This is a genomic window from Burkholderia diffusa (genome assembly GCF_001718315.1).
GTDB classification, from domain to species: Bacteria; Pseudomonadota; Gammaproteobacteria; order Burkholderiales; family Burkholderiaceae; genus Burkholderia; species Burkholderia diffusa_B.
Genome location: NZ_CP013363.1, coordinates 456,521 through 478,912, shown reverse-complemented (window position 1 = coordinate 478,912; position 22,392 = coordinate 456,521). Strand labels below are relative to the sequence as shown.

The following is a 22,392-nucleotide window of genomic DNA, read 5'->3' as shown; positions in this document are numbered from 1 at the left end:
ATGATTCTGCCGGTTAGCGATGAGCGTCATCGTAGGCCGCGCACCGCCTTGAACGTGAGGGGGCAAACAGCCATAATGCTTGTCATTTCCGGCCAAATCGACATGACTTCCCCGTCACGCAAGGACCACCTCGGGCTACGCCGGCCGACGATTCCGGTCGCCTATACGCGCCTGCTGCTGCAGGCGCTGGCCGCGCGCGGCGTCGATCCGGCCTCCGTGCGCGCGGGCACCGGGCTGCGCGATGCCGTGTTGGCCGAACCGGACGCGCGCGTCGCGCCGTCGCAATGGGGCCGGCTCGTGCTCAACGCGATCGAGATCGGCGGCGATCCGGGCATCGGGCTCGCGTTCGGGCTGCTGCTGAAGCCGACCGTGCATGGCTTCCTCGGTTATGCGACGCTGACCGCGCGGGACATCCGCGAAGCACTGGTCGTCACGCAGCGCTACTTCCGCATGCGCAACCGCCAGTATCGGCTGACCTATGCGGAAGACGAAGATGGCGCGACGCTCGAACTGCAGGGCGTACAGGCGAGCCCCGTGCTGCAGCATCACGTGATGTTCGAGTTCGTGCTGACGGGGCTCGCGCAGAACATCTCGCAGTGGTCCGGGCGCGCGTCGCCGCCGATCGCGCTGCGCTTCACATGGCCCGAGCCCGATTACTTCGCGCGCTATCGCGACCAGTTGCCGCCGGTCGAATTCGGCTGCGCGGCGAATGCGCTGTGGATCGCGCGCGACGTGCTCGACTGGCCGCTGCCGCTCGCCGACGAAGTCGCGCACCGGCAAGCGCTCGTGCAGGTCGAGCGCGAGTATGCGCAGGTGCGCCAGGATGAAGGCGATCTCGTCGAGCGCGTGCGCGCGGAACTGGCGCGGACGGCCGGCAACTATTCGAGTCCGGAGGCGCTCGCCGACGCGCTGCTCGTGTCGACGCGCACGTTGCGGCGCCGGCTCGAGGAAGCCGGGTCGAGCTACCGTCAACTGCTCGACGAAGCGCGGTTTCGCGATGCGAAGCAGTTGCTGTCGGCATCCGACCTCGACCTGAAGACGATCGCCGAGCGGTTGCAGTTCACCGACCCGGCGAATTTCACGCGCGCATTCCGGCGCTGGGCCGGGCAGACGCCGAGCGCCTACCGGGAGGCGGCAGCCGGAACGACGCACGACTAATCGCGGAACGCGGGCGGCACGACGTGCGTGGCCCGTATTGCATCGTCCGGTCGAACGGCGATCGGCTGCTTTGTGCCCGGCACGATCCTGCGTTGCGCGTTCAGCCCGATTGCGTGGTGCCGAGCCCGGCGGCCCGCACAATCGGCCGACACGAAACGCGCTGCGCTCGTGCGGGAAGATGCGTCGCACACCCGCTTCATCCGGGCCGGCGAGCGCGTGACGCGTCAGCCGCCGATGTGGATCCGCGCGCCGCCGTCACCGTCGCGTGCGTCTATCCGCACGTCGCCCGTCGCGGCGACGATCGCGTCGTATACCTGATCGTTCACGCACACCACCGGCACCGCGATCGCATACAGCTCGGCGGCGACGATCGCGCCGATCGAGATGATCAGGTCGCGCTCCTTCAGCACGATTCCGACCGGCCCCGTGCCGTTGCGCACGACTTCCGCGAGCACACTGCTGCTCGAACTCGAGCCTTTCGCGTGCGGCATCACCATGATCCGGCCGGCCAGGCTGGCGCCCGCCTGCGGATGCGCGCGGTCGACGATCCGCCCCGCGCCCGAATCGTAGCCGCCCCAGAAGCTGAGCGGCTTGTCGAGCACGATCGTCGTCGCGCATGCGCTGCCCGGCACGAGCGTGTCGCCCGTCAGTTTTCGAGCCATTGCTTCAGTCATCGAATCGCACCTTTCCTTCGAACGCGGAACGCACGCACTCGCGCATGCTGCCGTACGCCACCGTGACGCCGATGTTCGCCGGCGCGTACGATGCCCACTTCCCCGAATTCGTCATCACCAGGCCCGACAGCTGTTTCATCACCGGCGTGATGTACGTGCAGGTGTCGACGACGATCTGGATGCCGCGCGCGCCGAACTTGCGGGCAAGCCCGAGCTCACCCAGTTCCCACAGGATGAAGCGGCTCGTGTTCACGTAGAAATCGCACTTCGGCTTGCCGTCGAACTGATCGAGCAGTGCGTCGAGCGTGCGGAATTCGGCCAGCGAGAAATGCGGCGTGCCGAGCGCGACCGCGACGAGCGCATCGCCGGCCGCACCGTGGTTCAGCGTGCGGCGGATCTCGTCGAGATCCGCCATCGCGACGTCGACCGTTCGCTGCGCCGCCTGCCCGTGCAACGCGGCGTCGAGCGTCGGCGCCTCGGGTGTGACGCCCACCGCATGGAACAGCGCGACGGCCCCGCTCGATGCGGCGGCCGCGCCGAGCGCCTTCAGTTCGTCTTCGGTGGTGTCCGCCGGCAGCCCGACGATCGCCGGCACCGTCGCGCCGGCGATCCGGCCAATCAGCAATCCGAGCGCCGCGAAATAGATGTCGCGCGACGGCCGGCTGCCGAAGGCCGGCGCGTTGAACACGATCCGCGCCGCGCGATTCGATTCGACGTGCAGCCCCGCATACGGCGCGCGTCCGGTGATCGCGGCGGCCAGATCGAGAAAATCGCCGTAGCGGCTCGTGCGCGCGCCGAGCACCGAGTTGGCGAACACGATCGCATTGGATTCGGCCCATGCGATCTGCTCGCCCAGGCGCGGACGATTCTTCAGCTGATATGGCGCGCACGTGAAGCTCGACTCGCAGCCGAGCTGCAGGTGCGCGTCCATCAGACGCTGCGCGTCGCGCTGGATCGTGCGATCGCCGTGATACAGCTCGGGATGGATCAGGTCGAGCGACCCGACGTTCAGCGTGGTCGGCACGGCAACCCGCGCGCCGGTGTCGACGAAATATTCGACGAAGTCGAGGCTCGTCTGGCCGTGGTAAAGACAGCCGTCGATGTGCGCGGACGTGATGTCGATCAGGTGGGGCGCCGACATGACTTCGGCCGTGCGCGCGACGATCCGCATCGCGCGCGCGACGCCGTCGCCGAATGCGCCGCGCAACATCGCGTCGTCGCGCTCGCTCAACTGCAGCATGGAGGGTGCTCCTCGTGTCTCGTCCGGTGGATCCGGATCGCTTTTGCAATACTACCGCGCGCGTTGCCTATCGCTGCGCCGTCAGGCTGAACAGCTCATCGCGCAGCGCCTTGGCGCGGCCGCGGCCGAATTGCGTCTCGAACTCGTCCTGCGCGGCCTGCCACGCGACTTTTGCCTGCGCGTAGGTGCGCTCGCCGAGCTTCGTCAGGCTGAGCGCATGGGCACGCGCGTCATGCTCGGACGCGGTCGCGGCGACGAACCCGTCGCGCTGCAGCGGCTTCAGCGCGCGCAACAGCGTCGTGCGATCCATCACCAGCGTGTCGGCGAGTTCGCTCATCAGCAGGCCGGGCCGGTGCGACAGGTTCGCCATGATCGAGAACTGCGCGGGCGTGACACCGACCGGGGCCAGATGCCGCTCGTAAAGTTGCGTGACGAAACGCGCTGCCTGCCGCAGCGCGAGGCAATTGCAGGCCTGGGCTATCTGGATATCGTTCATGACCGGCAATTTATATGTGCATATGCATAAAGTCAATGTACACTCCGCCGTAACATGGCCGGGCGGCCGCGTGCATCAGGCGCCCCGCCATCGCCCCGAGGAGACGGACATGGACTACATCGACAAGCTGCGGATCTTCCGGTCGGTGGTGGAAATGCGCAGCTTCACGCGCGCCGCCGACATGCACGGCCTCGCGCGGCCGGTCGTGTCGCGGGCGGTCGCGGATCTGGAGGCGCGCTTCGGCAGTCGCCTGCTGCACCGGACCACGCGCCAGGTCTCGCTGACCGAAACCGCCGAGCGCATCTACGAGCGCTGCACGGCCGTGCTCGACGAACTCGACTCGCTTGAAGCGCAGGCGCAGTCGCACACGCGCGAGCCCGAGGGGCTGCTGCGCCTCGTCGCGCACACGACGGCCGCGCTGAACCGGCTGGTGCCGCTGATCGCCGGATTCAAGGCCGCGTATCCGAAGGTGCGCCTCGACGTCACGCTGACCGAGCGCCCGGTCGACCTCGTCGGCGAAGGCTACGACATCGGCATCATCGTGCCGTACATGCTGACGAGCGAGACGACCGTCGTGCGGCTGATCGAACGCATTCCGGTGGTGATCGTCGCGACGCCCGCGTATTTGCGCGCGCATCCGCGTCCCGAAACGCCGGCCGACCTCGCCGGTCATCCGTTCGTGCCTATGTCGCCGTCGCTGCGCCGGCCCGCGCTGTCGTTCCGCGTCGACGGCGACACACTGACCGTGCCGTTGACCTTCGACATCTCGTCGAACAGCCCCGTCTTCAACCGCGAAATGGTGATGCACGACTTCGGCATCGGTGTCGTGCCGAGGACGCTCGTCGAAGCCGAGCTCGCGTCGGGCGCGCTCGTGCAGTTGCTCGACGGCGCCGACCTCGTCGACGCGTTCGTGGAGATCAAGCTCGCTTACGCGAACCGCGCGCTACTGCCGGCGAAGGTCAAGGCGTTCATCGACTACACGGCCGCATACGCCGACCGCGAAGGCGGGATTGTTCCGGCCGCTGCGTGATCCAGCGCGAAAACGCGCCGTTGCCTCGTCGATTGGTACAGCCACGGCACCAATCTGATCCCGTCCTGCCCCTCGCTCCCGGCCGCTCCGCCACCTAACATGTGCACATGCACAAGACCACGCTTACCGATGACGATTGTTTCGCGGTCCGGCAAGCCGCACGGCGGATCTCGCAGTTCTACGAGCGCTATCTGTCGCGGGCGGGCGTCACGCCGTCGCAGTACAGCATCCTCGCGCTGTTGCAGGAGCGTCCGGGCCTGACGATGGCGACGCTGTCCGCGGTGCTGGTGATCGAGCGCACCGCGCTGTTGCGCACGCTCAAGCCGCTGGTCGGCGCGGCGCTGGTTGCGGGCCGGATCGAGCCGCGTTGCCGCCACCAGACGTTCGCGCTGACCGTGGAGGGCGAAACGAAGATCGCCGACGCGCATGTGCACTGGCTAGCCGCGCAGGAAGCGTTCGAGCGGCGGTTCGGGTCGGTGCAGGCCGCCCGCCTCAGAGACGAATTGTTCCGGATTACTGACAACCTTCCGGAACGTTAGGACCTGTTCCCGCCAATAGCGGACTAGCAAACGTGCCTTTCCCCGATCGACGACGCGTCGTCGGTCGCGTCAATAAGTGCATATACATAGGTGATTCGATGGAAACGACCCAAACCGCTGCCTCGCGTGAGGCAGCCACGACAGACCGGCCGGCGGCGCAGCAACGCCGCGTGCCCTGGATGCGGATCGCGGTGGCCGCCGTCGTCGTCGTGGTCGCGGCCGCGGCGCTCGACTGGCTGCTCGTGCTGCGCTTCCAGGAAAGCACCGACGATGCATATGTCGGCGGCGACGTCACGGTGCTCGCGCCGAAGGTGAACGGCTTCGTCGACAGGATTCTCGTGACCGACAACCAGCGCGTGAAGGCCGGCGACGTGCTCGTGCAGCTCGATGCGCGCGACTACGATGCGAAGCTCGCACAGGCGAGCGCCGAAGTCGACAGCGCGCGCGCCGCAGTGGCCGAACTCGCAGCGAAGCAGCAACTCCAATACGCGGTGATCGGTCAGCATGCCGCGGACAGGAATGCATCGTCGGCCGAGCTCACGCGCGCGTCGTCCGACCGCGTGCGCTACCGCGAGCTGGTGAAATCCGATGCGGTATCGAACCAGATCGCCGAACGCGCGGACGCCGATTATTCGAAGGCCGATGCGGCCGTCGCACGCAGCGACGCCGCGCTGCTCGCATCGAAGCGGCAGCTCGACGTGCTCGGCGCGCAGCTCGCCGACGCGCGCGCCCGGGTGAACACGGCACTCGCCGCGCAACGCGTCGCGGCGCTCAACGTCGAGTACACGACGATCCGCTCGCCGGTCGACGGTTACGTCGGCAACCGCACGGGCCGCGTCGGGATGCTCGCGAACGTCGGCGTGCCGCTGCTGACGGTGGTGCCCGTGTCCGGGCTGTGGATCGACGCGAACTTCAAGGAAGACCAGCTGCGCAAGATGCGCGCGGGCGATCGCGTCGACGTCGCGCTCGACGCGTCGAACGCGCGCCTGCACGGCCGCGTCGACAGCCTGGCGCCCGCGACCGGTGCGACCTTCAGCGTGCTGCCGCCCGAGAACGCAACCGGCAACTTCACGAAGATCGTCCAGCGCGTGCCGGTGCGCGTGCATCTCGATCCGCAGCCGGGCATCGAGCAGGTGCTGCGCCCGGGTCTCTCCGCGGTCGTGACCGTGCATACCGACCACGCGAACTGAACGGGAGCCTGCGATGACCACCGCGTTTTCCGGCGACCCCGCGTCGCAACCGACGAAGCAGCGCGTCTTCGCGTTCGCGCTGATGTGCGTAGGCTTCTTCATGGCGACGCTCGACATCCAGATCGTCGCGTCGTCGCTGCGCGACATCGGCGGCGGCCTGTCCGCTAGCCAGGACGAGTTGTCCTGGGTGCAGACGGCCTACCTGATCGCCGAGATCATCGTGATCCCGATGTCGGGCTGGCTGTCGAAGGTGATGTCGACGCGCTGGCTGTTCGTCGCGTCGGCCGTCGGCTTCACGATCACCAGCATGCTGTGCGGGCTCGCGTGGGACATCAATTCGATGATCCTGTTCCGCGGCCTGCAGGGCGCGCTCGGCGCCGCGATGATCCCGACCGTGTTCACGACCGCATTCGTGCTGTTTCCGGGCAAGCAACGGCTGATCGCGTCGACGACGATCGGCGCGCTCGCGTCGCTCGCGCCGGCTATCGGGCCGGTGATCGGCGGCTGGATCACCGACCAATGGTCGTGGCACTGGTTGTTCTACCTGAACCTCGTGCCGGGCATCGTGGTAGCCGCGCTGGTGCCGCGCTACGTGCACATCGACGAACCGGACCTGAGCCTCGTCAAACGCGGCGACTATCTCGGCATCGCGCTGATGTCGGGCTTCCTCGGCTGCCTCGAATACGTACTGGAGGAAGGCCCGCGCAAGAACTGGTTCAGCGACGACGCGATCATCATCTGTGCGTGGATCTCCGGCATCTGCGGCTTCCTGTTCATCGTGCATGCGCTGACCGCGAAAGACCCGATCGTCGACCTGCGCGCGCTCGCGGTGCGCAATTTCGGGATCGGCAGCCTGCTGTCGTTCGTGACGGGCATCGGGATCTTCGTGACGGTGTTCCTGACACCGCTGTTCCTCGCGCAGGTGCGTGCGTTCAGCTCGCTGCAGATCGGCATCGCGCTGCTGTCGGTCGGCGCGTTCCAGCTGCTCGCGCTCTGCGCGTATGCGTTCGCCGCGCGCTACGTCAGCATGCGCGCGCTGCTCGTATTCGGGCTCGTCTGCTTCGGCCTCGGCTGCTACCTGTACACGCCGATCACGCACGAATGGGGCTGGCGCGAACTGCTGCTGCCGCAGGCGCTGCGCGGCATCGGCCAGCAGTTCAGCGTGCCGCCGATCGTCACGATGGCACTGGGCTCGCTGCCTCAGTCGCGGCTGAAGTCGGCGAGCGGCCTGTTCAACCTGATGCGCAACCTCGGCGGCGCGATCGGCATCGCGGTGAGCGCGACGATGCTCAACGACCGGCTGAACTTCCACTACCTGCGCCTGAACGAACACGTGAGCGCCGGCGAGCCGCGGGTCGCGTCGCTGCTCGACCGCCAGGCCGCGTACTGGACCTCGGTGGCCGGCAACACGCTGGATACCGCGCAGGCCGGCCTCGCCAACCTCCACCGCCTGATCTATCGCGAAGCGCTGACGCTCACCTACGCGGATGCGTACTACGCGCTGTCGCTGTGCTTCGTGGTCGCGCTGCTTGCCGTCGCGTTTTCCCGTCCCATCACCCTGAACGCGCCGCCGCCGGACGCGCATTGAAGCCAAGGTCATCTTCATGAAGAAGCTACTCGTCGCGCTGGCCGTCAGCGCATTCGCCGCCGGCTGCGCGGTGCAACCCGCTCAGCATCCCGCGCTGCACGATTCCGTTCGATCGCTCGCGCCCGCCGCGTGGGACATCGACGTGCCGCATGCGGACATCGGCGCCGCCGCGTGGTGGGCGCAGTTCAACGATCCCGTGCTCGACCGCTTGATCGCGACCGTGCTCGACGGCAACCTCGATCTGCAAGCCGCTGCCGAGCGCGTGAAGCAGGCGCAGGCGCTGACCGTGCAGAAGCATGCGGTGTTGCTGCCGGAACTGGACGCGACCGCCCGTGCGTCCGACGCGCGCCAGAACACGCCGCCGCCGCTCGGCTATGTGCGGCAGGCCGGCGCGGGACTCGCGCTGAGCTGGTCGCCCGACGTATTCGGCGGTGAACGGCTCGACCTGCTGGCCGCGCAGGCCGAACTGGTCGGGCAAAAGCACGCGGAAGACGCGATGCGGCTCGCGCTCGCGGCCGATGCGGCGTCGGCCTATGTCGACCTGCGCTGGGCGCAGCAGGAACTGAAGATCCTCCAGGACAACGCGGCGATCCGCCGGCATGCGCTCGAACTCACGCGCAAGCGGCAGGCGTTCGGGCTGTCGACGGAGCTCGACGTCACGCGCGCGCAGAACCAGCTCGATGCGCTCGAAGCGCGGATTCCGACGACGCGTGCGCAGATTGCACATCAGCTCAACCTGATCGCCGTGTATTCGGGCCGCACGCCGGAGTCGGTCGACCGGCTCGTGCTCGCGCAGGCCGGCACGATTCCGGCGCCGCCTGCCGGGTCGCCCGCCACGCTGCCATCGCAGGCGCTGCTGCGCCGGCCGGACGTGCTTACCGCCTACGCACGGGTCGAGCGGCGCGCGGCACAGGTCGGCGTCGCGAAGGCCGAGCGGTATCCGAAGTTCTCGCTGAACCTCGCGGACGGAATACTGGCCGCGTCGTATCTCGGGTTGCCGACGTTGACCGACAACCTGTTCAGCGCTGCGTTGAGCGCGACGAGCCCGATCTTCAACGCGGGGCGAATCACCGCCGACATTACGCAAAGCGAAAGCCGGATGCGCGAGTCGGAGCTCGGGTTGCGACAGACGATGCTGCAGGCGCTGCGGGAAGTCGAGGATGCGCGTGCGAACCTCGTCAGCAGCGATGAAGCGACGCGCCGGCTCGACAGCGCGCTCGCGGCGTCGGGCAAGGCGCTCGGGCTGGCGAACCAGCTCTACAAGGGCGGCGCGACGGATTTCCTGGACGTGCTGTCGGCGCAGGAGGCGTATTTGCGGGATTCGGACGCGCTCAATCAGGTCAGGCGCGAGCATGCGCTGGCGGCAGTCGCGTTGTATCGGTCGCTCGGCGGCGGGTGGAGCAGGAACGATGCGGCGGGTGAAGCGCAGGCCGTGGCCGTCGCTGCCACCGCCACGCAGGATTGACCACGGCCGCCATGCGATGCCTGCGCCGTCGTCCATGCACGGAAAGCCGCGCACGCGACGTGGTCAGCCCGCGTCCGGCCACCGGTATCCGATCACCTCGCTTACCGGATACGCAAGTTCACGCACTTCTTCGAGTTGATTGCCGCCGAACAGGTACACGCGCTCGTCGTCGTGACGCAGATAGAACCCGACATGCCCCTTCCAGCTCGCGGGGTCGTCGCGCGTCAGGATCGCGATGCAGCCGTACACCGGACGCTCCAGCGGCCGCCCCCAGTCGAGCCACGAACGCGCGAGCGCCGACCCGGTGCCACGAATGCCGGCGTGCGTCATGCACCAGTTGACGAACGACGAGCACCACGAAATCTTGTCGTCGTAGCCGACGAGGTTCGTGTGGTTGTTGTATTCGACGATGCGCGGATTGACGCTGCCGGGCGGAAAGCGGCGGATGCCCAACTCGGCCAGTGCGACGGCCATCCACGGCGGATGGCCGGCTTGCGGGTTGCCCTCGGGGTTCGATCGGATCACGACGGTCTCGGGTGCGGTTGTCGGAACGGGTCGTCAATCTTCGCACGAATGCGAAAGATTTTTTCGCCTTCGTTCGGCCCGGTCGTTCCGGAACCGCCCCGCCTCGCGTCGCGCCGAGGCGATCGCGTCAGCCGCGCCCTTTCCCGTCACTCGACCGTCACCGATTTCGCGAGATTCCTCGGCTTGTCGATATCCGCGCCGCGCAGGCAGGCCGCGTGATACGCAAGCAGCTGCAACGGCACGACGTGCAGAATCGGCGACAGCAGCCCGTAGTAATCCGGCATTCGCAGCACCGACACGCCTTCACCGTTGTCGATCCGTGTATCGGCATCCGCGAATACGTAAAGCTGCCCGCCCCGCGCGCGCACTTCCTGCATGTTCGACTTGAGCTTCTCGAGCAGCGCGTCGTTCGGCGCGATCGTTGCGACCGGCATCGCATGCGTCACGAGCGCGAGCGGCCCGTGCTTCAGTTCGCCGGCCGGATACGCTTCCGCGTGGATGTACGAAATCTCCTTCAGCTTCAGCGCCCCTTCGAGCGCGATCGGGTAATGCAGCCCGCGCCCGAGGAACAGCGCGTTCTCGTGCCGCGAGAATTCCGCGGCCCAGCGCTCGATCTGCGGCTCGAGCGCGAGCACGTCCTCGAGCGCGCTCGGCAGCCGCCGCAACTGCGTCGTGTAACGCGCGAGCTGCGCATCGTCGACGTAGCCGCGCAGCCGGCCGAGCGTCACCGCGAGTATGAACAGCGCGACGAGCTGCGTCGTGAACGCCTTGGTCGACGCGACGCCGATTTCCGGGCCGGCGCGCGTCAGGAACCGCAGTCCGGTCTGGCGCATCATTGCGCTGGTCGGCACGTTGCAGATCGCCAGCGTATCGATGTGGCCGAGTGCCTGCGCATACTTGAGCGCGGCGAGCGTGTCGGCGGTCTCGCCGGATTGCGATACGCTGACGACCAGCGTATTCGGCAACGCGAGCGCGTCGCTGTAACGGTATTCACTCGCGATCTCGACCTGCGCGGGCAGGCGCGCGATCGTCTCGAGCCAGCGGCGCGCGGTCAGGCCGGAATAGTGACTCGTGCCGCACGCGAGAATCAGCACGTTGTCGATCTGTTCGAACGCGCGCGCGGCATCCGGGCCGAATATCGCGGGATCGAACAGCCCCGCATCGGGAATCGTCGCGGCCACGGCCTGCGGCTGCTCGAAAATTTCCTTCTGCATGAAATGGCGATAAGGCCCGAGCTCGACTGCGGCCTGCGCCGACGAGACGGTCTGGACCGGACGCTCGACCGGCGTGCCGCCACGTTCGAGGATGCGCACGCCGCCCGGCGTCAATTCGACGATGTCGCCTTCCTCGAGAAAGATGAAGCGATCGGTGATGCCGGCGAGTGCGAGCGCGTCGGACGCGAGAAAGCATTCGTCATCCTTCAGGCCGACGACGAGCGGCGAGCCGACCCGCGCGCCGATCAGCCGCTGCGGCTCGTGCTTGCTGAACACCGCGATCGCGTACGCGCCGTGCAGCTGCGACGTCGCATCGCGCACGGCGGCGAGCAGGTCGCCGCGATACTTGCTGTGGATCAGATGGGCGACGACCTCGGTGTCGGTCTGGCCGTCGAAATGGTAATTCTCGTCGGAAAGTTGCCTGCGCAACGTTTCGTGGTTCTCGATGATGCCGTTGTGCACGAGCGCGATTTCGTCGCGCGAGAAGATCGGATGCGCGTTGCAGGTTGCGGGCGCGCCATGCGTGGCCCATCGGGTGTGCGCGATGCCGGTGCTGCCGGACAGCCCGGCGCTGCGCACGTGCGCATCGAGATCGGCGACGCGCGACACACTGCGCTCCCGGCGCGCCTGGCCGTCGACGACGGTCGCCACGCCGCATGAATCGTAGCCGCGATATTCAAGGCGGCGCAAACCTTCAAGCAGAACCGGAACGATGTTCCGTTGCGCGACCGCGCCGACGATGCCACACATGACACGTCTCCTTCCCTGTTTCCGTTCATCGACCGTGCGCCGTCATGTCAGCGCGATCCGGTCACCGTTACCTCCGCCGTCGTGAACCCGCATTTGGCGGGTGCGAGCGGATCGGCCATCCGGCTTTCGAATGCCAGGTACAGCGCCTCCTCCAGTACGTTCCAGTGCGCGCCATGACGGTACGGGCCCGAGCGCGCATACCAGCAGGCGACCGTGCCCCAGTCGTTCATCTTGAATGCGACCAGCGCGATCAGCCCCCACGGAAAATCGGAGCCGGCCAGTTGCATCCAGGTCTTGCCGTACTTCTGCATCCACTGCGCATAGATCGTCTCGTTCGACTGATCGGGCACCTGGATGCCGGACAGGATCGGGAAGATCTGCGCGACTTTCGCCGGATAGAAGCTCGTGTCGCTGATCTTCTGCGTGCTTGCGCGAAAGCCGGATTGCGTGCCGCGCCAGAACACCTTGACGATCGCGGACGACAGCCGGTCGGCGCGCTGGCTCCACGGGCCAGCACGCGCATAGTCGCCGCGTCGCACGTAATACGCGGCGAGCGCCTGGAACGCGCTGTGCACCTCGACGTTATCCATCAGCAGCGCGACATGCAGTGACGACGATATCTGATAGACACCGCTCGCCTTGTCGAGCAGCGTGTCCAGGTGCGCGCCCGCGCGATTCAGGCTGAGTTCCCAGGCAGCCGGCATCCCGTCGGGAGGCGCAAAGCGCGCGAGCAACTCGATCCAGGTCGCCATCATCGCGTCATCGGCATCGGCTTCCGCGCACGATGCGGCCACGCCGGCCTTCACGCAGTAACGGTCGAATCCGCCGTCGAGACGCTGGCGCGGCAACACCCATGCAATCCACGCAAGCGCGGCCTGGTGGGCGTCCATCCGGGTGTCGGCGGCGGCAAGCAGCGCCTTCGCCGCGAAATATGGATCGATGCCGGCGCCGTTCAGGCGCACGGTGATCGCGCCGTCCGGGCGTTGATACAGCCCGTTCAGCTGAAGTTCGGCGGCGCCCGCGTGCGGCACGATGCAGCACGCGGCGACGCAACAGGCAACGCGCCATGCATGGCACAGCCTGACAATGGCCGCCACGCACGTGCGTGCGACCGGGAAAAGCGCGGGCCGGTTCATGATCGGGGGCTCCTGCGCGGTAGTCCTGCGCAATTCCCGCCGGGCGCGGCGTTGGCCGCGTCGCGCGCCGGCGAGTGTATCGACGTTGCGGCTCAGTGCACCTTGGCGCTGGTGAACTTGAGGCTGGTGCCGCCGTTCGCGGTCACGAGCCAGTACGTCGAATCGGTGATACTCACGCTGCCACTGCCTTGCGTGATGATCGGCAACGCATACGCAGCCTTCGGCAGCAGCCACGTCATGTTCGTCAGACTGGTCGGGTGGCTGGCGGAGAATGCCCAGCCGCTGCCCGTGTCGGTGGCCGACCACGTGACGTTCAGGCGCGAACGGTCGAAGGCGGTTATATCGGTCATCGTGTACCACCGGAACTGCCCGGTCAGCTTCAGCGTGTTGGCTTGCGTGAAGATCGCGGACAACGTGGACGGGTAGAACGACGCGCCATACGGATGCGCATAGATCAACCGGCTCGTGTGGTTCGCGACGACGAAGTTCATAAGTGCGGCGTACCAGTTGTTCACGTCGGTCGTCGGCACCGCATACTGCTGGAACTCCTCGAACGTCGCGTACTTGCCGAACGGCATCACGGGGTAAGCCCACAGGCCTGGGTTCAGCATCGCGCCGTTGCGATATGCGCGGGTCGGTGCCGAGCCGGTATGGCCGGTGAAGTAGTACCCGTTGAAGCCGTTGCTTTCGAGCCAGTTCACCGACCACGTCGGCGTGTTGCCTTCCGGCGCCGCGTACTCGACGTCCGGCAGGCCCGTCGCGGCCTGAACGGCCTGATGGTTCATCACGAGGTACTGCGTGAACGTGCTCGCGTTCGTTTCGCTCGCATTCGCCCCCCAGTAGTCGTGAATCCAGCCGCCGTGGCTGCCGACGTGATGCCCCTTGGTAATGAAGTACTTGAGGAGATTCTGCGCCGTCGGGTTGTTCGCGAGATTGATGCCGTCGCCGTCGCCGAAGGTCGCCTCATCCGGGCCGGCCGTCACGACGAGCGAGAACGGTCCGTTGTTCCACACGCCGAGGCTCTTCAGGTAAAGCGCCGGCTGGATCTGATCGCCCGCGCAGAAGTGCCAGTTGAACACGAGGCCGGCCTGCGCCTTCGGCAGCGGCGACAGCGACGGCAGGTTCAGCATCTGCGTGCCGAAATAATGCAGGTAGCCGTGGATCAGCATGCCGTCGGTCTGGCCGTCGAGGTAGGCAAGCGGCAGGTTGACGAACAGCACGCCGCCGTTGCCATACGTGTTGTAGCCCGACACCAGCCCGAAGGTCGGCGACGTCAGGATCGTCGTACCGGAATACGTGCCCTGCGTGACGAAGCTCGGGTAGGTCAGGAAACCGTACACGTAGCCGGAGATGCCTTCGAGCGTGTCGGTCGTGGTCGCCAGCGTGGACGCAAGCGTGGTGGCCGTCTTGCCGGTCGCGGTGCTCAGCAGCGAGCCGGCGCTATACGTGGTCGTCTTCTTCAGTTTGCCGGTCACGGTGCCGGTGAGTTTCGGTAGCGTCTGGCTCAGCACGCCGCTACCCGTGGGAGACGTCGTGTACTGGAACCACGCATTGTGGTTGTAGTTCGCGAGGCCGCCCGGGTTCGACGGGCTGGCAGCCAGGAACAGCGCGCTGCCCGACGTCGATGTCGACGCCGACGTCGTCGACGAGCCGGAGCTGCTCGTCGACGCGAACGAGGTCGTGGGGCTGGCGGCCGTGGTCGCCGAAGTCGTCGTCCATGCCATCGACTTGCCGGGGGGCACCTGCAGCGTGCGCAGCCAGCTGCTCATGCCGGTCACGTTGCCGAGGCCGATCATGTTGCCGCCGTATTGGTCATACAACACGTAATCGACGCCGACCATGTTGCTGAAACGAGACTTCGGGCTCACATAGAAGCCGGCAGAATTCAGTACGCCGAAATCGTAGACGAGCATCACCTTGCCGCCGTTCAGCGCGTAGTTCTGAATCGCCGTCACGAGTGCGTCGGCAGCCGTCGTATGAACCTGGTCCGGCAGGATCAGGCCGGGATACTGCGACAGCGAAGCGCCGGCGGCCATGAACTGGCTGTCGGTCATGACCGTGATCTGCAACCCCTCCTCCTGCGCCGTATCGAGCCACGCGGACACGCGAGGATCAGGCAGCGTCAGCGTGTCGGGCACCAACAGGAGAAGCTGGTTGGTGGCCGCCTGAACGCCGCCCGGACTGAATGCGAACGCCAGCGCGAATAGCGCGAACAGGATCCGCAAGAACTTGCCTGACTTTGCCAACATGGTGTGCTCCTCGCTTAAGGAATGGGTGGCGTCACAGCAGCGATGAGCGTGCCGCGAGCTCGGCCCACCTTGCCCGGTAGATGTGTGCGGCTGCCCAGTTCGTCGAGCATCGAACGACGCCGGCCAGCGGCGGCCGAGCCGTCTTCTCGGTGGAAACGAATCGATGCGACGCAGACAGAGAAGCGAACAACGTGCCATTGGCTCCGGAAGCCCTGTCGTGCTCGCTCCGCGCGTCGCGTGCCGCGCGGTGCGGCGAAAAATGCGGCCGAATCGTTTCATCACTGATACGGCGGCGTTTGGCGCGAATCGTCGGATGGATTCGTCAGCGAACCGGGCCAGCTCGCGCAGTAGGTGTAGAGCGTGACGAGCAGGCCGATCAGCAGCGGGCCGCCGAGCAGGAAATAGCAGAACGGCAGGAACAGCAACGAGCCATGATGGATGACGACCGCGTGCAGCAGCATCACGAACGGCAGCGCGAACACGAAGTAGCCTACGACGAGAAGCGATGCGGCGAGCTTCTGCAGCGGCGTGAAATCGAGCGGGTAGTACAGCGCCGCCATCACCAGCGGAATCAGGGCGATTGCCGCGCCGTGCAGCACGAACATGTCGCGCAGATGCAGCATCGGCACATACGGGAACGCGCCCGGGTCGAGCCAGAAATACGCGCAGATCAGCAGCTGCGTGAAGCTCGCGATACGTAACAGATATGCAACGGGCAACCAGTTCGCACGCCGGAAGAACGACGCGCCGAAGCCGAGCGCGCAAAGCACCGCGGTCACGGCAAGCTGCGCCCCGCTCGGCATTCGCGCGGCGAGATCGATCGACAGCAGCGGGACGCGCGGCGCATCGGGCGGGTAGCCGATCACGATCACATGCAGTGCCGGATCAATCTCGTGCGCACCCCACGCCATGACCGCGCGCCAGTAGCGCCACGCGAACGGCAGACCGATCCACAGCAACGCATAGAGCATCGGTGTCAGCAGCACGATCGACATCAGCCAGCGCTGCGGATGCGGGTGGGTCCGCAACGAACGGTCGACGGAAGGACGGACGGGATGCGTCTGCATGGCGCCCGCTCCCGTCACCAGCGATAGAACACGCTCAGCTCGCCGCCGATCCGTGAATAGTAGGGGTTATGGTAATAGTCGAACTCGACTTGCGTACCCCACTTGCGCGTGAACCAGTAGCGCCATTTCGCGATCACTTCGTGACTGCGGAAATCGGCGATCTGAGAACCGGATCCGGTGACCTGGTATGCCTCGCGGCCGAACCCGCCGCGCAGCACGATCACGCTCTTCCCGACCTCGCCGTAGGTGACGGCGCCGTAGTATTGCGGCGCCTTCACCGAGCCCGGCGAATCGACCGTGTAGTTCGTCCCCGCCTCGAAAATCCATTTCGGCAGCGCATACCAGATCAAACCGGCGTGATACAGCTGATCCCTGTGGCCGCTGCGGTTCCATGCATAGCCGGCACCCAGCGACACGATCAGCGACCGGTTGGACAGCAGCTTGCGGTTGATCGAGAGGTCGACGCGTGCGCTCGGCAGGATCGTCCCGGACGTGGTGCCGGAAAACCCGATGCCGCCGAACCAGTCCGGTCCCAGGTCCTGCACATACGTCAGCGAGCCGAGCTGCGTGTTCTCGCCGAAACGATGCAGTTGCGCCAGCTCGCCGAGTATCGTGCGGCCGCCGTCCTGATAGACGCCGCGCACGTGCACGCCGTACCAGTCGCCGTATCCGTGCGTCAGGTGCGCGCTGGATACGCCGAGCGACATCTCGGCATGCGGTTCGCTCGGCGCCTGCACATGCGCGATCACGGCGTCGGGCAACGGCGGCCGGTTCGTATCGTCAGGTGAGAATTCGGCAAGCTGCGTGCCGTCCGGCAGACCGTCGGCGGACACGCGCACGAACACGGGCGCGTCGAGCGTGCGCGGCACGATGACGGGCGCGACGGCGTCGGGTGGCGATGCGGGTACCGGCACGCCGGCATCATCCGGGTGCGCCGCGAGCACCGGCAGCGGGCCGACGGCAACGCCGCACAGCACGGCCAGTGCGGCGACCGGTGCGCGCGAGCCGCGACAGCGGGAACGATCGGACATGGAGGCGCTCCTTAACGGGATGCGTGAAACCAGCCGCTGCGGCATGCGACGAGGTCGCCGTGCACGCATGCATGGCCGACGACCGAGACGTCGCGCGCACAGGCGCTGACAGGATGGCCTGCGACACCGATGCGCGCGCCGGTCAGGCGCAGCAGGCCACCGGCCGACACGACGCCGTCGATGCAGCTGCCGCTGGCGAGCAGCACGTCGTCCCGCGCGAACACCGAACCGTGCAGCAATGCGTGACGCTCGAGTTCGACGCGATGCGCCTTGACGCTGCCGCGCAGCACGCAGCCGTCGCCGAGCACCAGCGTGCCGTCCACGACGAGGTTGCCCTGCACGACCGTATGTGCGGGCAGACGCACGTCACAGGGCAGCAGGTAGCGGCCGTGCACGTAGCGATGCGGCAGTTTGGAAAAGTGGCGCGTCAGCGAGATCGCACGGCGCGGCGCGACGGCCGTATCGTCGGCGGGCAGCACCGGCGCCTTGCCGAAAATGATCGGCTCGCCGTACAGGCACGCGAAGCCGCCGGCGCCGTGCAGGTGTACCGTCCCGCCCACCACCACGCCACGCAGCACCGCGCTATCGACGTCGATATGCGGCGCGTGCGCGAGCATGCCGATCGTCGCGCCGGCATGAACGTCGATACGCTGCTCGGCGAACGCATACGTGGCCCGCGCGCCGCCGTCGAGGGTGATCGCGCGATCCGCGTACAGCACGTCGTCGCAATGCGCGTCGCGCACGACACGGATCTCGTCGTCATGCCGCACCAGGAGCCCGAGCGCATGCCACGGCGGCACCGTGGACGAATCGGCCGGCCGCGCACCGCTCGCGTGCGCGCGCAACGCATCGCGCCAGCGCGTGGCGAGCAGCGCCTGATCGACGAACGGCCCGTCGCCGATCGGCAGTGCCGCCACGTCGCTGCGCCGGATCAGCTCGTGCAGCAACGGCAGGAACGGCAGGCTCAGAACGCCAGCCACCGGCACCATCACATTGAAGGTCGTCATCGCTCACCGCCCCGGTTTCAATTGCCGGCGAAAACGCTCGGTCTTGTCCCATTTCAGTTCGCGGCGCAACGCGGCGTCGAGCACGAGCCCCCATAGCGCGGAGACGACGGCCGCGATCGTCACGCAAAAGCCGACCACGTTGACGGGCACCAGCCGCAGGCGCGTCGCCCGACCGTCGAGCCGCGCGGCGACGACGATCTCGAAGAACACGCCGAAATTGCCGAAGGTGCTGAACCCGAACAGCGCGAACAGCGACACGAGCAGGCCGAGCGCCGTCGAATTGACACCGTTGAGCAGATAGAGCGTGATCGCGGTGCCCCACGCGATTGCGAGCAGCGCGGGCATGAGGAACACGCCGAGCAGCAGCGCGCCGTCCAGCCGGCAACGCCGCGAGATCAGCGGATTGCGCAATACCGGACCGAGATGGCGCAGCAGCGTCTGGTTGTGCCCCTTCGCCCAGCGCGTCAGTTGCCGCGCGCGCACAGCCCAGCGCTCGGGCACTTCCTCGTAGCATTCGGCGTGATTCAGGTAGACCGTGCGCCAGTCGCTCAGCAGCAGCCGATAGGTCATGTCGGTATCCTCGGCGAGCGTGTCGTCGCACCAGCCGCCGACCGCATCGAGCGCGCCCTTGCGGATACCGCCGACCGTGCCGCCGTACTGCGGCACCAGGTTCAGGTTGTTGCGCGCCTGCTGGTTGACCTGATAGCCGCCCGCGCGCTCGAGATCGAGCAGCCGCGCGAGCAGGTTGCTGTCGGCGTTCTGCGGCACGACGCGGCCCATCACCGCTCCGACTTCCGGATCGAAGAATGGCGCGACCAGTTCCTTCAACAACCCGGGACGCGGCAGATAGTCGGCATCGAACACCACCATGATGTCGCCGCGGATGAAGCGCAGCGCGTCCTTCAGCGCGGCCGCCTTGCCGGGCTTGCCGCTCTCGCGGTGAAACGGCTGGATGAGCCCGGGCGCCAGCGCCCGCACCTCGTCGATCAGCACGCGCGTGTTGTCGGTCGAACGGTCGTTGACCGGAATGATCGTCAGCCGGTCGTGCGGATAGGTCGTCGCGAGCAGTGCCATCAGGCAATCGACGACGACGGCTTCTTCGTTGTGCGCGGCGACGAACACCGTGAGCCGCGGCCATTCGCCGTGGGTAACAGCCTGATAAGGCGCGTGTTGCGGCTTGAACAGACGATCGAGACTGAACACGTAATGCCGTGCCGCGTACACGCAGGTCAGGACCGTGAACAACCATAAGTAGGCGACACAGGGGACCAGCAGCGTGTCGGGGTCGATCGCGACCGGCGCGAAACGGGCCGGCGCGGGTTCGAGCAGCGAGGCCGCGTCGGTCGACGCGCGCGCCGCGCGCGGCCCGACGCCGGCATAGGCGGCGCTGCGCTCCGCCGCATCTGCCGCGGGCATGCCGATGCGCACCGCGTCGGCGAACGGTCGCGATGCGGTGTCATGCACGACCTGCGAGCAGGCCAGCACGATCAACAGCAGGATGCATTCGACGCAGAGCGACGCCGTTCGACGGTTCTTCATGTCCTGGCCCCCGTGCCGGCGACGGCGGCAGCCGAGCGCGCGTGCCCGGGCCGTGAATCGCGCGGATGTCAATGGAAAGCGGCCCCACGTTCGTCGTGCAAGCGCGGGCGTCTTCCGCACCGGCCGAAAGTGCCGCGCCGCTTTCCGGATTCGTTGCTTTGGCGTCCCTGTCCGTCTGCTGTCGTTGGAACACGTCGGAACGCGCCTGTCCGCCCAGAACAAGCAAGCGGCGAGCCATCGGCCGCAGTGCCCCGTGCGGCAAGGATCGGCGATCGGGTAGCGGAAGCGGCCGGGGCGGCGGCCGCGTATTTTTGATTCACCGACGAATCAGCTTTTGGCACGGCATGTGCGGTCGGCATCGCGATCCGTTCGCATTGCGCGGCGAATTGTCAGTTCATCGCACGTGTGTCGCCATGCGCAATGCGGCTTCGAGACGCGACCCGTCTCGGAACATGCACGCTACCGCTGCCGAGCGCGCGGGAGGGCCACCATGCGGTCGTGCCCGCCGCTTTCCGGCCACGCGTTACAGATACGCAACATTTCGCGCCTGTCGGCTCGCGCAGCGCGAACGATGCGGCGCGACGGATAAAGCATTGGTCCGTGACCCGATCCGGATGAACAGCGACGCACCTTTCATTGCCCAGACGAAATTCGCATATCGAAGCGATTCAATGCGCTTCGAAAGATGGATGCCGTTCGAGCGGCAGCCGACGCTCGAGCCACGCCGCCATTCTTCGAACGACGCGACCTGACCGCTCGCGTGAACGGTTGCCCGTTTATCCGCATCACGCCGATCCGCGGATGTGACGTCCGTAGCAGTTGTGAAACGTTCCGTAACGCACCGCACGTGCTGCGCGAATCGGAGCCGGACGCACGGGCCGCTGGTTTGAATATTGCTGTATCGAAAGCGGGATCACCTTCCCGGTGCGCCGGCGCGCGGCAACGCGAATCGTGTGACGGAAGGGCGTGGCGATCGACACAGTGAGGAACGCTCATGACGTGATTGACGAGGTGCAAGGGGACGTCCGTAGTCCGACGATCGCGTGGCGGAGACCGCGCGGACAAGAACAGTGCGCTCCCCCGCCACTCCGCTGATTGCCGCGCGGCCGACACGGGCCGGCGTGGCCGCACGCGAGGACGGGACGGGTCGCCTGCAACCAGGCTTTGGCGCCGGGTGCCGGGTCTTCCGGCGCGAAGATGCTCAACGAGGATAACGATGAAGAAGATCTTGCTTGTATTCGGGACTCGGCCGGAAGCCATCAAGATGGCGCCGCTCGTCCGCGCGCTGAAGTCGCGCAAGGATGTCGACGCCCGCGTGTGCGTTACCGCCCAGCATCGGGAAATGCTGGATCAAGTTCTCACGTTGTTCGACATCAAGCCGGACTACGATCTCAATCTGATGCGCCAGGGCCAGACGCTGACCGACGTGACGACCGGCATTCTCCAGGCGATCGGGATCGTCTTCGACGATTTCCGCCCCGACGTCGTGCTGGTGCACGGTGACACGACGACGACGCTGGCGGTCAGTCTCGCGGCGTTCTACCGCTATCTGCCGGTCGGGCACGTGGAGGCGGGCCTGCGCAGCGGCGACATCTGGTCGCCGTGGCCCGAGGAATTGAATCGCCGCGTGACCGATGCCGTGTCGTCCTGGCATTTCGCGCCGACCGGCCAGGCGCGCGACAACCTGTTCAGCGAAGGCGTGCCGGTCGGCGCGGTCGTGATGACGGGCAACACCGTGATCGATGCGCTGCACGACGTCAAACGCATGCTCGACCACGATACCGTGCTCAACGACAGGATTGCCGCGCACTTTCCTTTTCTGGATCCGTCCCGCCGCGTCGTGCTGATCACCGGTCATCGCCGCGAGAGCTTCGGAGAGCCGTTCCGGAATTTCTGCGAGGCGCTCTGCGCGCTCGCGAACCGCTATCGCGATGCGCAGTTCGTCTATCCGCTTCATTTGAATCCGAACGTGCGCGAGCCGGCGCGCGCGCTGCTCGGCAGCGTGCCGAACATCTACCTGATCGAACCGCAGGAATACCTTTCGTTCGTATTCCTGATGTCGCGCTCGCATTTCATCATCACCGATTCGGGCGGCATCCAGGAGGAAGGGCCCGCACTCGGCAAGCCGGTGCTCGTCACGCGCGAGACGACCGAGCGGCCCGAAGCGATCCAGGCCGGCACCGCGCGGCTCGTCGGCACGGACCGGGAGCGAATCGTCTGGGAGGCGTCGCGGCTGTTCGACAGCGAGAGCGCGTACGAGGAAATGGCGCGTGCGAGCAATCCGTATGGCGACGGCCATGCGAGCGAGCGGATCGTTCACGCGCTGATGCATTCTCCGGGAGCGACCGCGAACGCGACAAGCTTTTCGCTGGGGGCCGCGGAGATGCCGTTCAATGCGCTCACGCTGGGGTTGCAGGCGTTGCGGTCGCCTTGAATCCGGTCGCCTGGCGATATGCCAACGGGCACGACGGGCGGCGACACGCGATGTTGCCGT

General features: G+C 66.8%; 18 protein-coding genes. 7 read left to right on the top strand and 11 right to left on the bottom strand.

The genetic code is table 11. The features are described 5' to 3' along the window. Positions 1-75 precede the first annotated feature (75 nt). Positions 76-1,158, top strand: a complete 1,083-nt coding sequence (locus WI26_RS17605; protein WP_069226675.1) for an AraC family transcriptional regulator — start codon at positions 76-78, stop codon at positions 1,156-1,158. A gap of 224 nt (positions 1,159-1,382) precedes the next feature. Here WI26_RS17605 and WI26_RS17600 read toward each other — a convergent pair whose 3' ends face one another. The 3 genes from WI26_RS17600 to WI26_RS17590 form a co-directional block, all read right to left on the bottom strand. Further along, on the bottom strand, positions 1,383-1,832 hold the full coding sequence (locus tag WI26_RS17600; RefSeq protein WP_069226674.1) for an aconitase X swivel domain-containing protein: 450 nt from the start codon (positions 1,830-1,832) through the stop codon (positions 1,383-1,385). Beyond that, positions 1,825-3,072: an aconitase X gene (locus tag WI26_RS17595; RefSeq protein ID WP_069226673.1), complete on the bottom strand. Its 1,248-nt coding sequence runs from the start codon at positions 3,070-3,072 to the stop codon at positions 1,825-1,827. The genes WI26_RS17600 and WI26_RS17595 overlap by 8 nt, the downstream gene beginning before the upstream one ends. Positions 3,073-3,139: 67 nt before the next feature. Next, positions 3,140-3,568: a MarR family winged helix-turn-helix transcriptional regulator gene (locus tag WI26_RS17590; RefSeq protein ID WP_069226672.1), complete on the bottom strand. Its 429-nt coding sequence runs from the start codon at positions 3,566-3,568 to the stop codon at positions 3,140-3,142. A gap of 109 nt (positions 3,569-3,677) precedes the next feature. On the opposite strand from WI26_RS17590, the gene WI26_RS17585 reads away from it, so the two are divergent. From WI26_RS17585 to WI26_RS17565, 5 genes are all read left to right on the top strand, one after another. Then, a complete protein-coding gene (locus WI26_RS17585; RefSeq protein WP_069226671.1) occupies positions 3,678-4,598 on the top strand; it encodes a LysR family transcriptional regulator in 921 nt (306 codons plus the stop codon). A 107-nt stretch (positions 4,599-4,705) separates the two neighbouring features. Beyond that, complete coding sequence (locus WI26_RS17580; RefSeq protein WP_069226670.1) at positions 4,706-5,137, top strand: MarR family winged helix-turn-helix transcriptional regulator; 432 nt, start codon at positions 4,706-4,708, stop codon at positions 5,135-5,137. A 98-nt stretch (positions 5,138-5,235) separates the two neighbouring features. Further along, on the top strand, positions 5,236-6,327 hold the full coding sequence (locus WI26_RS17575) for an HlyD family secretion protein (protein ID WP_069226669.1): 1,092 nt from the start codon (positions 5,236-5,238) through the stop codon (positions 6,325-6,327). A gap of 13 nt (positions 6,328-6,340) precedes the next feature. Beyond that, positions 6,341-7,915 carry a DHA2 family efflux MFS transporter permease subunit gene (locus tag WI26_RS17570; RefSeq protein WP_069226668.1) on the top strand — a complete coding sequence of 525 codons (1,575 nt, stop codon included), beginning with the start codon at positions 6,341-6,343 and terminating at the stop codon, positions 7,913-7,915. 16 nt (positions 7,916-7,931) lie between these two features. Then, positions 7,932-9,380, top strand: a complete 1,449-nt coding sequence (locus WI26_RS17565) for an efflux transporter outer membrane subunit (RefSeq protein ID WP_069226667.1) — start codon at positions 7,932-7,934, stop codon at positions 9,378-9,380. A 63-nt stretch (positions 9,381-9,443) separates the two neighbouring features. Here WI26_RS17565 and WI26_RS17560 read toward each other — a convergent pair whose 3' ends face one another. The 8 genes from WI26_RS17560 to WI26_RS17525 form a co-directional block, all read right to left on the bottom strand. Beyond that, positions 9,444-9,854, bottom strand: coding sequence for a TIGR02594 family protein (locus WI26_RS17560; protein WP_059511671.1), 411 nt, complete (start codon positions 9,852-9,854; stop codon positions 9,444-9,446). Positions 9,855-10,051: 197 nt separating this feature from the next. Beyond that, positions 10,052-11,869, bottom strand: coding sequence for a glutamine--fructose-6-phosphate transaminase (isomerizing) (gene glmS, locus WI26_RS17555; RefSeq protein WP_069226666.1), 1,818 nt, complete (start codon positions 11,867-11,869; stop codon positions 10,052-10,054). A gap of 47 nt (positions 11,870-11,916) precedes the next feature. After that, entirely contained in the window at positions 11,917-13,005 is a 1,089-nt protein-coding gene (locus WI26_RS17550; RefSeq protein WP_069226665.1) for a hypothetical protein, read from the bottom strand. Positions 13,006-13,097: 92 nt separating this feature from the next. Next, positions 13,098-15,254, bottom strand: coding sequence for a polysaccharide deacetylase family protein (locus WI26_RS17545; RefSeq protein ID WP_059539994.1), 2,157 nt, complete (start codon positions 15,252-15,254; stop codon positions 13,098-13,100). Positions 15,255-15,532: 278 nt separating this feature from the next. Beyond that, positions 15,533-16,321, bottom strand: a complete 789-nt coding sequence (locus WI26_RS17540; protein WP_059539995.1) for a hypothetical protein — start codon at positions 16,319-16,321, stop codon at positions 15,533-15,535. Between the two features lie 14 nt (positions 16,322-16,335). Further along, positions 16,336-17,352 (bottom strand): YaiO family outer membrane beta-barrel protein, encoded by a 1,017-nt coding sequence (locus WI26_RS17535; RefSeq protein ID WP_059539996.1) that lies wholly within the window; start codon positions 17,350-17,352, stop codon positions 16,336-16,338. An 11-nt stretch (positions 17,353-17,363) separates the two neighbouring features. Then, positions 17,364-18,359, bottom strand: a complete 996-nt coding sequence (locus WI26_RS17530) for a polymer-forming cytoskeletal protein (RefSeq protein ID WP_069226664.1) — start codon at positions 18,357-18,359, stop codon at positions 17,364-17,366. Between the two features lie 3 nt (positions 18,360-18,362). Next, on the bottom strand, positions 18,363-19,898 hold the full coding sequence (locus WI26_RS17525; protein WP_069226663.1) for a glycosyltransferase family 2 protein: 1,536 nt from the start codon (positions 19,896-19,898) through the stop codon (positions 18,363-18,365). A gap of 1,216 nt (positions 19,899-21,114) precedes the next feature. Here WI26_RS17525 and wecB point away from each other — a divergent pair. Beyond that, a complete protein-coding gene (gene wecB / locus WI26_RS17520; RefSeq protein ID WP_059595236.1) occupies positions 21,115-22,332 on the top strand; it encodes a non-hydrolyzing UDP-N-acetylglucosamine 2-epimerase in 1,218 nt (405 codons plus the stop codon). The last annotated feature ends 60 nt before the right edge of the window (positions 22,333-22,392 follow it).

Coding starts and splice junctions, on each gene's coding strand:
- WI26_RS17585 (WP_069226671.1), top strand. CDS start 3,678: ATGGACTACATCGACAAGCTGCGGATCTTCCGGTCGGTGGTGGAAATG.
- WI26_RS17590 (WP_069226672.1), bottom strand. CDS start 3,568: ATGAACGATATCCAGATAGCCCAGGCCTGCAATTGCCTCGCGCTGCGG.
- WI26_RS17600 (WP_069226674.1), bottom strand. CDS start 1,832: ATGACTGAAGCAATGGCTCGAAAACTGACGGGCGACACGCTCGTGCCG.
- wecB (WP_059595236.1), top strand. CDS start 21,115: ATGAAGAAGATCTTGCTTGTATTCGGGACTCGGCCGGAAGCCATCAAG.
- WI26_RS17540 (WP_059539995.1), bottom strand. CDS start 16,321: ATGCAGACGCATCCCGTCCGTCCTTCCGTCGACCGTTCGTTGCGGACC.
- WI26_RS17570 (WP_069226668.1), top strand. CDS start 6,341: ATGACCACCGCGTTTTCCGGCGACCCCGCGTCGCAACCGACGAAGCAG.
- WI26_RS17605 (WP_069226675.1), top strand. CDS start 76: ATGCTTGTCATTTCCGGCCAAATCGACATGACTTCCCCGTCACGCAAG.
- WI26_RS17560 (WP_059511671.1), bottom strand. CDS start 9,854: ATGGCCGTCGCACTGGCCGAGTTGGGCATCCGCCGCTTTCCGCCCGGC.
- WI26_RS17545 (WP_059539994.1), bottom strand. CDS start 15,254: ATGTTGGCAAAGTCAGGCAAGTTCTTGCGGATCCTGTTCGCGCTATTC.
- WI26_RS17530 (WP_069226664.1), bottom strand. CDS start 18,359: ATGACGACCTTCAATGTGATGGTGCCGGTGGCTGGCGTTCTGAGCCTG.
- WI26_RS17535 (WP_059539996.1), bottom strand. CDS start 17,352: ATGTCCGATCGTTCCCGCTGTCGCGGCTCGCGCGCACCGGTCGCCGCA.
- WI26_RS17525 (WP_069226663.1), bottom strand. CDS start 19,898: ATGAAGAACCGTCGAACGGCGTCGCTCTGCGTCGAATGCATCCTGCTG.
- WI26_RS17580 (WP_069226670.1), top strand. CDS start 4,706: ATGCACAAGACCACGCTTACCGATGACGATTGTTTCGCGGTCCGGCAA.
- WI26_RS17550 (WP_069226665.1), bottom strand. CDS start 13,005: ATGAACCGGCCCGCGCTTTTCCCGGTCGCACGCACGTGCGTGGCGGCC.
- WI26_RS17565 (WP_069226667.1), top strand. CDS start 7,932: ATGAAGAAGCTACTCGTCGCGCTGGCCGTCAGCGCATTCGCCGCCGGC.
- WI26_RS17575 (WP_069226669.1), top strand. CDS start 5,236: ATGGAAACGACCCAAACCGCTGCCTCGCGTGAGGCAGCCACGACAGAC.
- WI26_RS17595 (WP_069226673.1), bottom strand. CDS start 3,072: ATGCTGCAGTTGAGCGAGCGCGACGACGCGATGTTGCGCGGCGCATTC.
- glmS (WP_069226666.1), bottom strand. CDS start 11,869: ATGTGTGGCATCGTCGGCGCGGTCGCGCAACGGAACATCGTTCCGGTT.